This is a genomic window from Herbaspirillum sp. Her2, from assembly GCF_057961375.1.
On the sequence record NZ_CM176331.1, the window covers coordinates 172,472 to 187,138 of the forward strand.

Here is a 14,667-nt window from a genome sequence, read left to right on the forward strand (position 1 = left end):
CGGGTGATGATGGGGTGGTTCAAGAATCTGAAGATTGCCAGGAAACTGCAGCTGGCATTCCTGGCGGTGCTGGTGCTGATGGCCATACTGGGGATCTTTTCGATCAAGCAGCTGGCCAAGGTCAAGAATGCGTCTTCTGAAATCTCGCGCGACTGGATGCCGGCACAGAAGAAGCTGGGCGACATCAAGCTGTATTTCGTGCGCCTGCGCGGCACCGAATCGCAACTGGCGATCTACGACGGCGATGTCGAGGCGATGAATGGCCTGGTCTCGCGCAGCCAGGCCATCCTGACCGGTCTGGACAAGACCATGAAGGATTACGCCGCCACCCTCGATACCCCGCAGGAGCGCGAGATCTATCCCAAGGTCGCGGCGCAGATAGCGGAATTCCTGGCCGAGCACAAGAAGATCGTGGCCGCCTTCCTGGCCAAGGACAATGCGCAGGGGCGCGATCTCTTTCTCGGCTACTCCAACAAGCTCTATCCGCAGATCCTTGCTGATCTGGAAAAGCTCATCAAGATCAACCAGGAGGGCGGCGATGCCGCCACCGCCGGTGCCGATGACACCTTCAGCCAGTCGCGCGTGGGCGTGCTGGGACTGCTGATCGCGGCCCTGGCCATCGGCATGGGCCTGGCGATCACCATGGGGCGCATCATCGCCGCCCCCTTGCAGGATGCCGTGGGCATCGCCCGCCGCGTGGCCGGGGGTGACCTGGGGGCCGAGATCAGCGTGCACAGCAAGGATGAAACCGGCCAGCTGCTGCAAGCCCTGCAGACCATGAACGAGGGCTTGCGCCAGGTGGTGGGCCAGGTGCGCAATGGCACCGACAGCATCGCCACCGCCTCCACCGAGATCGCCACCGGCAACCTGGACCTGTCGCGCCGTACCGAGCAGCAGGCCACTGCCCTCGAAGAAACCGCTTCGGCCCTCGAAGAACTGACCTCCACCGTCAAGCAGAATACCGACAACGCCCGCCAGGCCAACCAGCTGGCCATGGCCGCCTCGGGCGTGGCCGCGCGTGGCGGCGGCGTGGTGGGCGAGGTGGTGCAGACAATGGAAGCCATCAACGATGCCTCCAACCGCATCGTCGAAATCATCAGCGTGATCGATGGCATTGCCTTCCAGACCAACATCCTGGCCCTGAACGCCGCCGTGGAAGCGGCCCGTGCCGGCGAGCAGGGGCGCGGCTTTGCGGTGGTGGCCTCCGAAGTCCGTTCGCTGGCCCAGCGTTCCGCTTCCGCTGCCAAGGAGATCAAGCAGCTCATTGACGATTCGGTCAGCAAGGCCGGGGCTGGTACCACGCTGGTGCGCCAGGCCGGGTCGACCATGTCGGAAGTGGTGGAGAGCGTCAAGCGCGTGACCGATGTGGTCTCCGAGATCTCGGCGGCCAGTACCGAACAGAGCGTGGGGATCGACGAGATCAACCGCGCCGTCTCGCAGATGGACGAAGTCACGCAACAGAACGCGGCCCTGGTGGAGCAGGCCGCCGCCGCCGCGCAATCCATGCAGGAACAGGCGGCCGGCCTGGCCAATACGGTCAGCGTCTTCAAGCTGCGCTGATTGCCCGCAGTCCGTGGCCGGGCCTGGGTGGCCGGCCACGCGTACTGATGAGCTTGCGGCCAGCCCCCTACCTCCCGCCGCCTTCCCGGCCCCTGCGGCCTTCTTCCCGCGCCTGCGCGCGGCGCAGGTATTTACCTCCCCAAGGTGCAACTTTTGCGGTGTATGACAACCTTAGTCATACCGTGGGGAATCGTATAATGACGAAAAACTCATTAAATCTTTGCACAATAATAAGCACCGAGCCTTCATCCACATGAGCCATCTCCCGCAGTCTCCCTTACCTGCTGCCGCTGCGACGCTGCGGCCCAGCCGCATTTCGTTGATCAGCACGGGCATTGCCGGCTTTGACGAAATCCTGGGCGGCGGCCTGCCGGCGGGCAGCCTCTATCTGATCCAGGGACTGGCCGGGAGCGGCAAGACCACGCTGGCCTCGCAGGTCGGTTTTGCGCAGGCACGCAGCGGCAACAAGGTGATGCTGCTGACGCTGATCGCCGAATCGCACGCCAAGATGCTCAATCATGTGAGCAATTTTGACTTTTTCGATGAGAGCCTGGTCGGCGACCAGATGCAGATGTTGAGCGGCTACGGTGCGCTGGCCAGCGAAGGCCTGCGCGGCCTGCTGCGCCTGATCAGTGCCGAACTGAATCGCCATCGCCCGGCCATGCTGATCATCGACGGTTTCCGCTCGGTGCGGGATTCCGGTCCGTCGGACCTGAACCTGTCCGAATTCATGCATTCCCTGAATGCGCTGGTGTTCACCATGAATTGCACCACCCTCCTGCTGTCGCCGGTGGAAGGCAACATGCCCGAGTCCGAAAACACCCTGGTCGATGGCGTCATCGAACTGAGCCAGCACGAGTCCGGCATGCAGCTGGAGCGCGAGATCAAGGTCTTCAAGCTGCGCGGGGCCAATCACCTGCTGGGCAAGCACGTCTTCGAGATCAACCAGAGCGGGGTCGAGATCTTCCCCCGCTTCGAAGCCACCGCCACTCGCGCCGGCAAGGTGCCGGGTACCTCGGATCGTTATGTCAGCGTCGGTATCCCGTCCTGGGACAAGTGCATCGGCGGCGGCGTGGTCAGCGGTTCGCTGACCTGTCTGCTGGGCAGCCCCGGCGTGGGCAAGACGCTCATGGGGCTGCACTTCATCGAACAAGGCTTGAAGGACGGCCAGCAATGCCTGATCCTGGGCTTCTACGAATCCCCCGAACGCCTGCTGGCCAAGGCCCGCAAGGCCGGCATGCAGCTTGATGAACATATCGACAGCGGCGCGCTGCAGGTGATGTGGCAGCTGCCGCTGGAAATGCTGTGCGACGACCTCGCCAAGCGCATGCTGGACAACATCGCGCGCCGTGGCGTGACGCGCCTGTTGATCGATGGCGTGGATGGCCTGCGCAGCATCGTGGTGCAGCAGCAGCGCATGCGTCCCTTCCTGGTGGCGCTGACCAATGAACTGCGCGCGCGCGGTGTGACGACTTTCATCACCGAGCAACTGCCGTACTTCCGCGAATCGCAGCCCCAGGTCGACCCCAATTCCTCGCAGCTGTACGAAAACATGATGCTGCTGGAATACGTGGTGAAGGACAGCGTCAACCGCCGCCAGATTTCAGTGATGAAACTGCGCGAGAACGGCTACGACGGTGCCAGCCGCCTGATGAACATTTCGGATGCCGGCATCGAGATCGATGGCCTGGTGACCCCACTTGCCGCGCCGGTTGCGGATGGACGTTGACCATGTCCGGAGCGTCACCCCCACAGCAGGCGGCACTGCCCCTGCTCCTGATCGTCGACGATGAGATCGATATCACCGATACCTATGCCATGCTGCTGGAGCTGCACGGCTATCGGGTGGTGACGGCCGTGCACGGGGCCGACGCGCTGGCCAAGGCGCAGCAGGCCTGGCCGGACCTGGTCATCTCGGACTGCATGATGCCGGTGATGAACGGGCTGGAGCTGTGTGCGGCCCTGCGCGCGTTGCCGGGAGGGGCCACGTTGCCCATCATCCTGTGCAGCGGTGCTCCGGAACGTCACGATCTGTCGCAATCCAGTCACAACCTGTTCCTGCGCAAGCCGGTCTTCTTCGAGCAGATGCTGGCCGAAATCCAGCGCCTGCTGACCGCACGCCCCTGATCCTTTCCCCCGCCTGAGTCCGCCTGCAGCCAAGCTCTGCCTTGGCCGGGCGCGGCCTTGCGTCTTGCTTCCCTTCGCTTTTTTCCAGGTGCACATCCGTGCATGCGCACCCCGCTTGTACCTTGCGTTTGCGCAATGTTGTCCAAGTTTCAGGAATTTCCTGATATCGCGTTTTGTCGCCAACCATCACCATCAGTCACAACAAGTCACCGTGACATCTGGTGCGGGACAGAAGGCAGGAGGGAGACGCGGTGGCAACTATCAGCAAGGCACCGACCGTGATGGTCGTGGAAGATCATCCCGAGTCGCGCGAGATGCTGTGCGGCATCTTGCAGCAGGGCGGACTGCAGGTGGTGGCGGCGGCCGATGGCGTGGATGCCATCGCGCAGATGCAGGAGCAGGCCCCCAGCCTGGTGCTGACCGACCTGCGCATGCCGCGCATGGATGGCATGGAGCTGGCGCGCTACATCAAGTCGCATGAACGTTTTTCCCCGATTCCGGTGGTCCTGATCAGCGCCCACCTGCCGGCGGCCAGTGCGCGCATTCCCACGATCGCCGCTTTTCTGCTCAAACCCTGTTCGGTCGACCACCTGCTCGGGACGGTCACCGGCCTCTTGCGCCAACATGCGCAAAGCCAGGCCCAGTGGAGTTTTCAGGTGTAAGGCATCTGCGAGTTTTTATGATTTTATCCGCAGATATTTTCTGTATAACGTTGTGATTATGGAAAGCATTTCCACGCCTGCAGCTGGCTCCGGGGTCAGGTTCCGGAGGGGGAGCGGGGATGCTCCGGCAGTCATAAAAACAGGTTTCGTCCGGAACACAAGAGTGATGAAAGTACTTATCGTAGAAAGCGATCTCGACTGGCGTAACACGTTGAGCGCACATGTGGGGGAATTGGGTTACGAGATCTCGGTCTGCTCGGCACTGGGCCAGGCCAGGGACATCCTCAAGAGTCGTCAGCCCGACATCCTGTTATCCGACATCGGCTTGCCAGACGGCAGCCTGCTGCCCGAACTGGCATCGTTGCGGCAGAATTTCCCGTCCATGGGCATCATCATCCTGACCGCTGCTACCCGCAGCGAGGAACGGGTGCGCTGCATGAGCGACGGGGCCGATTATTACCTGGTCAAGCCGGTCAAGCTGGAAGAGGTCTCGGCCACGCTGACCGCCCTGGCGCGCCGCATGAAGACCGCGCCGCACCAGAGTTCGCCGCAGTCGGAGAAATGGGCCTTCAACCGCCGATCGGGACGCCTCTCCAGCAATGGCTCGGTGGCACTGCAATTCACCGACAAGGAAAGCACTGCCCTGGCGGCGTTGCTGCAAAGCCCCAACTATCCGGTCTCGCACGCGCAATTGTTCGACCTGCTGCGTTCCGGCGGCGAGGAATACGATGCGCATCGCATCGATGCCCTGATCTACCGCGTGCGCCAGAAATTGCGCTCGCTGGAGGAAGCGCCCATACAAATCCGCAACATCTATGGCGAAGGCTTCCTGATGCTGCGCCGGTCCTCGGCAGTCGATATCGTGCTGGAATCCTGAGGCTGCGCTGCCGCTGCCGGCTCGCATGGGCGGGGGCGGGCAGGGCGCTCCCGGATTTTGGTCAGTTGCTTCACATTGTCATGAAGCTCGCTTTGCAGCAGTGGCTGCCTGGCGGGCTTCTTTGCTTTTCCAGGTCAGGAAACTTCATCTCGGCCCGGAACCGGCAGGGATGCTGCCAGCTCCTGCCCGGGCAGCAAGAAATGCTGCGTTGCGGAAGCTTTGCCGGTTTTTGGGGTATCATTAAGCAAGTTTCGACGCTAAATCGTATTTCTTCGCTTTACGTTTTCCGCTGAATCTGTCCTTCGCAGACATGTCCTGATCTTTCCTGGCATGCCCTCTGCGGCCACCCGAACGAACAAGTTGAAGCAGGCCATCCGGCCCGCTGCGGCATTGCCATGGGCGTCATTGTCCCGGGGCGATGTGGCGGCGGACCGGGTCGCCGCTTTGCCGTTAGTGAACCATCATGACCACTTCCGCTGAATCTGCTGAATTTACCGGGGCTCTGAACGAGTCCCAGCACCGACCGCTCACTTCCTCCGACTACCGCACCCTGGGGCTGTCCGCCCTGGGCGGCACGCTGGAGTTCTACGACTTCGTCATCTACGTGTTCTTCGCGGCGGTGGTCGGCAAGCTGTTCTTCCCGGCCGACATGCCGGAATGGCTGCGCATGCTGCAGACCTTCGGCATCTTCGCCGCCGGTTACCTGGCGCGTCCGGTGGGCGGCATCATCATTGCCCACTACGGCGACGTGATCGGCCGCAAGCGCATGTTCACGCTGTCCATCTTCCTGATGGCGGTGCCCACGCTGGTCATCGGCCTCTTGCCGACCTACGCCAGCATCGGCGTGGCTGCGCCCATCCTGCTGCTGTTGATGCGTACCCTGCAAGGCGCTGCCATCGGCGGTGAAATGCCCGGTGCCTGGGTCTTCGTGGCCGAACACGTGCCGGCCAACCGCTACAGCTTCGGCGTCGGTTCGCTGACCGCCGGCATCACCGGCGGCATCCTGCTGGGTTCGCTGATGGGCATCTTCATCAACAGCGTCTACGCACCGGCTGAAGTGGCCGGCTACGCCTGGCGCATTCCCTTCATCCTGGGTGGCGTGTTCGGACTGATCTCGGTCTACCTGCGCCGCTATCTGGAAGAAACCCCGGTGTTCCGCGAGCTGGCCGCACGCCGCAAGGAATCCAATGAACTGCCGCTCAAGACCGTGCTGCGCGAACACCGCGCCGCCAGCGTCCTGACCGCCGGCATGACCTGGTGCTTGTCGGGCGCGGTGGTGGTGGTGATCCTGATGACGCCGTCCTACCTGCAGACCGTGCACCACTTGCCGGCCAAGCTGGTGATGCAGGCCAATTGCGCCGGCACCCTGATGCTGACCATCGGCTGCCTGGCCATCGGCTGGCTGTGCGACCGCATCGGTACCCGCGCCAGCATGATCATCGGCTGGGGTGGCCTGGGCCTGTCGACCTGGTGGTTCTACGGCCAGCTGCCGGGTTCGCCCGAGTCGCTGATCTGGGGCTATGCACTGGTGGGCCTGTTCGTGGGCAGCATCTCGCTGACCCCCATCGTCTCCACCCGCGCTTTCCCGCCGCCGGTGCGCTTTACCGGCCTGTCCTTCGCCTACAACATGGCCTATGCGGTCTTCGGCGGACTGACGCCGGTGCTGATCTCGCTGTGGATCAAGGCTGACCCGCAAGGGCCGGCGCTGTACGTGATCGGCCTGTCCATCCTGGGCGTGCTGCTGGCCTTCGTGCCGATGAGCAGCAAGGGCTACAAGGCCTGATCGCGCCCCTCCTGCAAGGCTGACCAGGCCCGGTGACCGCAAGGTGCCGGGCCTTGGTTTTTTGGGTGTCGGCGAGCGTACAATGCCGGCCAACCGGAACTCCACCTCGCCGACGACCATGCCCCTCGCCTTCCTGCCCGCGAGCTTTGCCAGGCGCAGTTGCCTGTGTCTGACCTGGATGCTGCTGGCTGTATTGCTGGCGGCGTGTTCCCGCCATCCAGTCCCTGCCGAAAAGCTCTCCCAGGACGTCTACATCTGGCAGCGCCAGTGGACCCCCTCCCTGCGCACGGCGCTCTCTGCTTCCAATGCCCAGGTGGCGCGCTGGCACGTGCTGGCGGCCGAACTGGGGGCCTCCGGCCGCTGGATCGACATCACGCCCGACGCCGAGGCGCTGGCCAATACCGGCCGCCCGCTGCTGATGACGGTGCGCATCAACGGCCAGCTGGCGCGCTTCGATGCGGCCGCGATCCAGGATCATCTGCTCGCACTGCTGGCCGCCTGGCGCCAGCGCGGCCTGCAACCGGCTGCGCTGGAAATCGACTACGACTGCGCCACGGCGCGCCTGCCCGAATACACCGCCTTCCTGCGCAGCCTCAAGGCCCGGATTGCACCGACGGATCTGACCGTGACGGCCTTGCCGACCTGGCTGGCCAGCCCGCAGCTGGCGCCACTGCTGGCCGTGGCCGATGCTTCGACACTGCAGGTCCACGCCGTGCTCGATCCGCGCCTGGGCCTCTTCGATGGCGAGCGCGCCCGCGACTGGATGCGCCAGTACGCCGCGCAGACGCGCCGCCCCTGGCACGTGGCGCTGCCGGCCTATGGCTCGCGCGTGAGCTGGGACAGCCAGGGCCGCATCGCCGCAGTCGAAAGCGAACGTCCGCTCCTGACCGGCGGCCTGGGGCGTGAACTGATGGCCGAACCGCAGGTGATGGCGCGTTTCGTGGCCGAGGTGGAAGCGGCGCCTCCGCCGGGACTGGCCGGGCTGATCTGGTTCCGCCTGCCGACCGGCGATGACCGTCGCGCCTGGAGTCTCTCGACCTGGCTGGCCGTGCTGGAACGCAAGCCGCTCAAGGGCGGCCTGGCCGTGCAACTGGTTGCCGGGCAGGGCAACAACGCGCCCGCCGATATCCGCATCGACAATGCCGGCAACGCCGACGCACCCTTGCCGCTGCGCGTGCGGGTGAACCTCGCGCCACGGAATGCAGCGTCTTCAGGGAACGTCTGCAGTGGTGACGGCATCAATGGCTACACGCTGGAAAGCGATGCCCGGGGACGCTACCTGCGCCTGGCCCAGGCCGGCCTGCTGCGCGCCGGCAGCAGCCGTACCATCGGCTGGCTGCGTTGTGCCGATGGCACGCCGGCCCCCGAACTCACACTGGAAATGGGATCCTGATGACAAACATGAAGTGTTCTGCCGCTGCCCCCCGCGCCACGGGCCAGCGCAGCCTGCCCCGCCTGGGCCGCATGACCAAAATCGCCTGCGCCGCCAGCAGCCTGCTGGTGCTGGGTGCGGCTACGGTGGTGGCCTGCGGGCCGGATTTCCCGCTGCAATTGCTGGATGACCGCGCCGGTACCCTCAGCAATACGCCCGCCAATTCCTTCGCCTGGGAAGCCGCGCATCTGGTGACCCCGGCCGACAAGCTGCAAGCCGATGAACGCAGCGGCTACGAACAGGCTGCAGGCCAGCCCGACGATCCGCATTCCTTGCGCATGATCGAGAAGGGCCAGTTGGAGGGCGCCCAGTGGGCTGCCCTGCAGGCCATGCGCGCCGCTTCCGATGGCGAGTCCGCCTATGCGGCCGGTGCGGCCCTGCCGCCGGCCATTCGTCTCTACACGGCAGGGGCGCAGGACTTCCGCGCCAATGCCCTGACAGCGGCGCGCCAGCGTTTCGAAGCGGTACTGGCACTGCCGCCGCAGCAGGCCAGCGAACGCGCGGTGTGGGCGGCCTTCATGCTGGGCCGTCTGCACGCCATTGAGGGGCGGCGTGCCGAGGCGATTGCCAGTTTCACCAAAGCGCGCACGCTGGCCGTGGGCGGCGCGCCCGATCCGCTGGGACTGGCCGTGGCCAGTTACGGCGAGCAGGCGCGGCTGATGCTGTCGGGGCAGAGCGGTCCCTGCAACTGGTCCGATTTCAATGAAGGGCGGGATTGCGGCGAGACCATCCCGCCGGCCGATTTCAAGCAGGCGATTCGCTTGTATGCAGAGCAGGCGGCACGCGGGTCAACCAACGCGCAGGATTCGCTGACGGCGCTGGCCTCATGGAGCCTGGGGCACGCCGACATCAGCGCGGCGCTGATCGATGATCCGGTCGCACAGCGCCTGCTGGTGGCCTATGCGCTGGCGCGCGTGGGCGACATGGCCGAAGGCAGCGGCAACGGCGACAGTTACTACGATCCGTCCGCGCCCAACAGCGGTTCGTCCGGCTACCCTGATGCGGCGCGCAGTGCCAAGGTCAAGCCCAACAGCGTCCTGGTGACCCTGGTCGATGCCCTCAAGCGGCGCGGCCTGGAAAAGATCGAAGGCGCCGACCGCGTGGCCGCGCTGGCCTATCGCACCGGCCGCTATGACCTCGCTGCCACGCTGGCGAACCGGCAGGAGACCGCCTTGTCCTGGTGGGTGCGTGCCAAGCTGGCGCTGCGCCGTGGAGACACCGCCGCCGCCGTGCAAGCTTACGCCCGCGCTGCGCAGGCCTTCCCGCGCAACGATGCCAGCCTTGACCCATCCAATGCCAGCCTGCTCATGGGCCAACAGGGCGTGCTGACGCTCTCGCGCGGGCAGTATGTGGAAGCGCTGGCGCAGTTCCACCAGGCTGCCAGCGACAGCGCGCGCCAGTCACGCGGCGGTTATTACGGCGACTATGCCTACGCCAATGACATGGCTTATGTGGCCGAGCGCGTGCTGACCACCGATGAACTGAAAACCTACGTCGATGCCCATGCCCCAGCCTCGCCCATGCCGGCACCGGAAGCCGTGGCCAAGGCAGTGCAGAAGCAGGGTGGAGGACCGCAGTCGGTGCGTTGGGTGGCCGTGGGCCTGTCGGCCATCACCGTCGAAGACAACCTGCGCCAGCTGCTGGCGCGGCGCCTGGTGCGCGACGGGCGCGTGGAAGAAGCGCTGCCTTACTTCCCGGACGACCGCGACGAGCGCTTCATCCAGAGCACCTACGATGCCGAGGGCCACGAAGTCCCGGCCGGCTGGCGGATGCGCGCCAAGGCGCGCGAGTACGGCCAGGCACTGGACCGCGGGCAGCACGCCTGGCGCGCCAGCAGCCGCGCCCAGGGCTGGTACGAGGCCGCCGTCATTGCGCGCCGCCAGGGCATGGAGATCATGGGCTATGAACAGGGACCGGACTATGCCGTCTACGGCGGCAGCTATCCGGGCGGTGCGGGACGCGGCATGGGGATGTATGGCAACGAGGACAAGCCGCTGCCGGACAACCCGCAAGCCAGAGCCCAGGCCGATCTCCCCGGTCCGCTGGTGACCGACGGCGAGCGCCAGCGCTATGCCGCCACTGAAGCCAAGCCCTACAAGCGTTTCCATTATCGGGATATCGCGGCGGACTACGTCATGAAATCCGCCGATGCCTTGCCCGCGCGCTCGCAAGCCTTCGCGGCGGTGCTGTGCCAAGGGGTGAATTTCGTCTATTACGATCAGCCGCGTGCAGAACAACTCTATCTGCGCTACGTGAAGGAAGGGGCGGCCGTGCCGTTCTCGGCCGACTTCGGCCAGAACTGCGTGGAGCCGGATTTTGCTGCCGCCGCCCGCTTCCCGTACGTACAGGCATGGCGCACCACGCGCCGCTGGGGGGTGCAGCATCGCGCGCTCAGCGCGGCGCTGTTGCTGGCGGCCGTGGCGGGCGCAGGATTCGGCGTGGCGCAATGGCGCCGCCGCCGGCGTGCGGCAAAGACGGTGGCCTGAGTTTCAGTTGACCAGCTCGCGCTTCAATTCGGAGATGAGGGCGGGATGCAGCGAGCCGGCACAGAGAAAAGCCGGCCACTTGCCCTTGACCAGATCCATCTCGCGCTCATCGCGGCACAGCAGGATCACCGGCACGTTGGCCAGCTGCTCCTGCGCCTTGAGGTAATGCGCCAGGCGCAGGCCGCTCATGCCTTCCATGGCCAGCTGGGCCAGCACCACGTCAGGGCGGTCCAGGGCAATGTGCTCGATGGCGTCAGTGCCGCTGCTGGCGATCTGGATGTCGATGTCGTTGATGGCCAGCCATTCGGTCAGCGCACGGCTGACTTCCGGCTGGGTGGTGGCGATCAGGGCGGTCTTGTGCATGAGTGGACTCTCGCGAAGTCATGGGGCAAGCTCATCATGCACTGGCAGCAACATGGCTGCCATCGGGGTTTTCCTGAGGCAAGCTGCCGCGCCCGGATGTATGGACAGCGTAATGCAATGCCTGCAGACAAGCTCAGGTATTGACGATCTCCCCGCCATTGGGATGCAGCACCTGCCCGGTCATGTAGGAGGCGCCTTCCGTGGCAAGAAAGACATAGGCCGGCGCCACCTCATCCGGTTGTCCCGGCCGGCCCAGCGGCACGTTCTTGCCGAAGCTGGCCACTTCTTCCTCACTGAAACTGGCGGGAATCAGGGGCGTCCAGATCGGCCCCGGTGCCACTGCATTGACGTGGATGCCGGCCGGGGCCAACTGCTGCGACAGCGAACGCGTGAAGGCCACGATGGCGCCCTTGGTGGCGGCATAGTCCACCAGATGCTTGCTGCCGCGATACGCGGTCACCGAGGTGGTGTTGATGATGCGCGCGCCCCGCGTGAGGAAGGGCATGGCTTCCTTGACCAGATAGAACATCGAGAAGATGTTGGTGCGGAAGGTGTGCTCCAGCTGCTCGGCCGAGATCTGCTCGATGCTCTGGGCCGGATACTGCTGGGCCGCATTGTTGACCAGCACGTCCAGCCTTCCATAGGCATCCATCACGGACCGCACGGCGCTGCGGCAGAACTCCGGCGAACCGACGTCGCCGGGGATCAGCAGGCAGGGTGCATCCAGGGCCTGGATGTCTTTCTGGGTCAGTCGCGCATCCTCTTCCTCATCCAGATAGACGATGGCCAGCTTTGCCCCTTCGCGCGCATACGCCAGCGCCACGGCACGGCCAATGCCGCTGTCGCCGTCCGTGATGAGCGCGACCTTGCCTGCCAGCCGCCGTCCGGGTTGGCCGGCCGGTGCGCTGTGCGGGCGCGGGTGCATCTCTTGTTCGCTGCCGGGTTGATGGGTCTGGTGCTGGGGCGGAAGGCCTTCGGGTTTGTGATCGCTCATGCTGTCCTCCTTGTATGGATCACTTATGTTAGAAAGTCCATACGAGCCGGTCTGTAGTCCCGCACCCTGATGTGGGTGCGGTCGCTCACTGACGGCGGTGACGGAGAGGCTGAAGATGAGGTCAATGCCTATCTTGTGCACAGCGCTTCGTTGACGGAGGGGCGGGGCGGTCACGCACTGTCAGGCCCAGGGAAAGCGCTGCAAATGATTGATGGTTGTGCCTTGAACCGGCGCAGATCGACCGCTGCGGAGCGACAACATCCGTTGTCTGCAGAGAGACGGACATGTCCACACTCCATTCAGTCGCCGTCCCTATGAAGGGGCCGACAATCCGGCCAGCGCATGCAGGCTTATCTCGATTGGGAATTCGGCTTGTGGAACAATCGGGACGGGATGCATGGGTTCTTCGTGATCCAACAAGACGCATCGTGTCGCGTAATTGGTTGATTGTCGCTTAACAGCGTCACATTGTTGTCACAGGAATGAAATATGATCCGCGGTCTATCCAAAAATCACGACGCGGGCGAGCACGGTGGAAAGTCATTTCAGTCTGACTCCGGCGACAGGGAGCAAGTTGTTCCAACCGACAGCGGGAGCGCTGGCGGTCCAGGTGCCGGTGGTCCAGTTCGATGAGAACAACGCTACCGTCCTGGAGATCTTCGGCCAGCACAAGGAGCTGGTGAGCCTGCCCGTGGTGGAGCGGCAGCGGCCCATCGGGCTCATCAGCCGCCACATCTTCATGTCCCAGATGTCCAAGCCGTATCACCGCGAGCTCTACGAGCGCAAGAGCTGCATCGCGTTCATGGACAAGGACCCCCTCATCGTCGAAGCCGATACCCCCATCGAAACTCTGGGTGCGCTGGCCGTGGCCTCGGGCGACAAGACCCTGGCCGATGGTTTCATCATCGTCGACCAGGGCCAGCTGGCCGGGCTCGGTGCGGGCCTGGCCCTGATGCGCGAACTGGTGGCGATGCAGGAAGAGAAGAATCGCCAGGTCATGCAAAGCATCGACTACGCCAGCGTGATCCAGCGCGCCATGCTGAGCGCCTCGCGCGCGGCCATGACCGAGGCGCTGGCCGATGCCTGCCTGGTGTGGGAGCCGCGTGATGTGGTCGGCGGCGACTTCTATCATTTCGAACCGCATCCCGGCGGCTGGTTTGCTGCGGTGGCGGACTGCACCGGCCATGGTGTGCCGGGCGCCTTCCTGACGCTGATCGCTTCGTCGTCGCTGAAGCAGGCGCTGGAACTGCACGGCCCGCACGATCCGGCGCGTCTCATGCGTGAAGTCAACCGCAGCATGAAACGCGTGCTGGGACAGCACGGCCAGTCCGGCAAGCCCTCCGAATCGGACGACGGCATGGATGCCTGCTTCTTCTGGTTCGACAGCGCCACCCGCACCCTCACCAGCAGCAGCGCCAAGATGCCGCTGTTCCTGCTGGTGGCCGATGGCACCGAGGTGCTGACCATCGAAGGCAAGCGCGTCGGCCTGGGCTACGTCGATACGCCCGACGACATGCAGTGGGACAACCACAGCCAGCACCTGGCACCGGGGTCCATGATCTTCGTCTGCACCGATGGCGTGATCGACCAGATCGGTGGCCCCAAGCACATCGCCTTCGGCAAGCAGCGCCTGCGCCGTACCCTGCTGGAACACGGCAGCCTGGCCATGCCGGCACTGGGCCGCGTGGTGATGGACATCCACGGGCATTACCAGGGCACGCAGCGGCGGCGTGACGACATCTGCTTCTTCGGCGTCCGCCTGGATGCCGCGCAGCCAGGCTCTCAACAAGACTCTCAACACGGAACACACGCATGAACGGTATCCAGCAGGAGTGGGCGGAGTTCCACAGCTATGTCGCACGGCGCGACATCGTCTTCTACTACGTCGGCTATTTTTCCCAGACCATCATCGCCGCCATGGCCGAGGCCGTGAAGCTGCGCGCCGAGCATACCGGCGCGCTGGCGCAGACCCGGCGCAAATTGTTCTCTTCCTTCATCGAGATGGCGCAGAACATCGTGCACTACTCGGCAGATCTGCATGAGAAGGAAGGAAAAGTCACAGAGCCGCCAATGCGCCACGGGGCGGTCTACATCACCCAGACCGATGGCCGCTACTTCCTGCATTGCGCCAATCCGGTCGATGCCGAGATGGCCGACAAGCTGCGCGAGAAGCTGGAACACCTGCGCTCGCTGACCAATGAAGAAATCAAGGCGGCCTACAAGGAAATGCTGCGCGCCGAAACACCGGCCGACAGCAGGGGGGCGGGCCTGGGTTTCCTGACGGTGGCACGCGATGCCAGTGCACCGCTGGATTTCGAATTCTCCCAGCCCGCCGCCGATGGCGCGCAGACCTTCTATCTCCGGGCCACCATCTGAGGGCCCG

At 64.5% G+C, this 14,667-nt stretch carries 12 protein-coding genes; 10 read left to right on the forward strand and 2 right to left on the reverse strand.

Annotated elements, in window-relative coordinates; all coding sequences use genetic code 11:
* Window positions 1–9 precede the first annotated feature (9 nt).
* The 8 genes from ACWHXP_RS00790 (at window position 10) to ACWHXP_RS00825 (ending at window position 10,927) form a co-directional block, all read left to right on the forward strand.
* A complete protein-coding gene (locus tag ACWHXP_RS00790) occupies window positions 10–1,560 on the forward strand; it encodes a methyl-accepting chemotaxis protein (RefSeq protein WP_489635887.1) in 1,551 nt (516 codons plus the stop codon).
* Window positions 1,561–1,813: 253 nt separating this feature from the next.
* Window positions 1,814–3,289: a DUF7125 family protein gene (locus tag ACWHXP_RS00795; protein WP_121043674.1), complete on the forward strand. Its 1,476-nt coding sequence runs from the start codon at window positions 1,814–1,816 to the stop codon at window positions 3,287–3,289.
* Between the two features lie 2 nt (window positions 3,290–3,291).
* Entirely contained in the window at window positions 3,292–3,687 is a 396-nt protein-coding gene (locus ACWHXP_RS00800; RefSeq protein ID WP_134136627.1) for a response regulator, read from the forward strand.
* A 251-nt stretch (window positions 3,688–3,938) separates the two neighbouring features.
* Window positions 3,939–4,349, forward strand: coding sequence for a response regulator (locus tag ACWHXP_RS00805; protein WP_051156474.1), 411 nt, complete (start codon window positions 3,939–3,941; stop codon window positions 4,347–4,349).
* 166 nt (window positions 4,350–4,515) lie between these two features.
* Window positions 4,516–5,226: a response regulator transcription factor gene (locus ACWHXP_RS00810; RefSeq protein ID WP_489634702.1), complete on the forward strand. Its 711-nt coding sequence runs from the start codon at window positions 4,516–4,518 to the stop codon at window positions 5,224–5,226.
* Window positions 5,227–5,689: 463 nt separating this feature from the next.
* Window positions 5,690–7,009, forward strand: a complete 1,320-nt coding sequence (locus tag ACWHXP_RS00815) for an MFS transporter (RefSeq protein ID WP_489634701.1) — start codon at window positions 5,690–5,692, stop codon at window positions 7,007–7,009.
* A gap of 118 nt (window positions 7,010–7,127) precedes the next feature.
* Window positions 7,128–8,402 (forward strand): DUF3142 domain-containing protein, encoded by a 1,275-nt coding sequence (locus tag ACWHXP_RS00820; protein ID WP_489634700.1) that lies wholly within the window; start codon window positions 7,128–7,130, stop codon window positions 8,400–8,402.
* An 8-nt stretch (window positions 8,403–8,410) separates the two neighbouring features.
* Complete coding sequence (locus ACWHXP_RS00825; protein WP_489634699.1) at window positions 8,411–10,927, forward strand: hypothetical protein; 2,517 nt, start codon at window positions 8,411–8,413, stop codon at window positions 10,925–10,927.
* Window positions 10,928–10,930: 3 nt separating this feature from the next.
* On the opposite strand, the gene ACWHXP_RS00830 is transcribed toward ACWHXP_RS00825, so the two are convergent.
* Both ACWHXP_RS00830 and ACWHXP_RS00835 read right to left on the reverse strand, forming a co-directional pair.
* Window positions 10,931–11,290: a response regulator gene (locus ACWHXP_RS00830; protein WP_489634698.1), complete on the reverse strand. Its 360-nt coding sequence runs from the start codon at window positions 11,288–11,290 to the stop codon at window positions 10,931–10,933.
* 133 nt (window positions 11,291–11,423) lie between these two features.
* On the reverse strand, window positions 11,424–12,284 hold the full coding sequence (locus ACWHXP_RS00835; RefSeq protein ID WP_489634697.1) for an SDR family oxidoreductase: 861 nt from the start codon (window positions 12,282–12,284) through the stop codon (window positions 11,424–11,426).
* A 532-nt stretch (window positions 12,285–12,816) separates the two neighbouring features.
* Between ACWHXP_RS00835 and ACWHXP_RS00840 the strand changes: the two genes are divergently transcribed.
* Both ACWHXP_RS00840 and ACWHXP_RS00845 read left to right on the forward strand, forming a co-directional pair.
* Window positions 12,817–14,100, forward strand: a complete 1,284-nt coding sequence (locus tag ACWHXP_RS00840; RefSeq protein ID WP_489623704.1) for a PP2C family protein-serine/threonine phosphatase — start codon at window positions 12,817–12,819, stop codon at window positions 14,098–14,100.
* The gene (locus tag ACWHXP_RS00845) at window positions 14,097–14,660 is read left to right on the forward strand and encodes a SiaB family protein kinase (RefSeq protein ID WP_489634696.1); all 564 of its coding nucleotides are present in this window, start codon (window positions 14,097–14,099) and stop codon (window positions 14,658–14,660) included. Before ACWHXP_RS00840 ends, ACWHXP_RS00845 begins: the two co-directional genes overlap by 4 nt.
* Window positions 14,661–14,667: the final 7 nt, after the last annotated feature.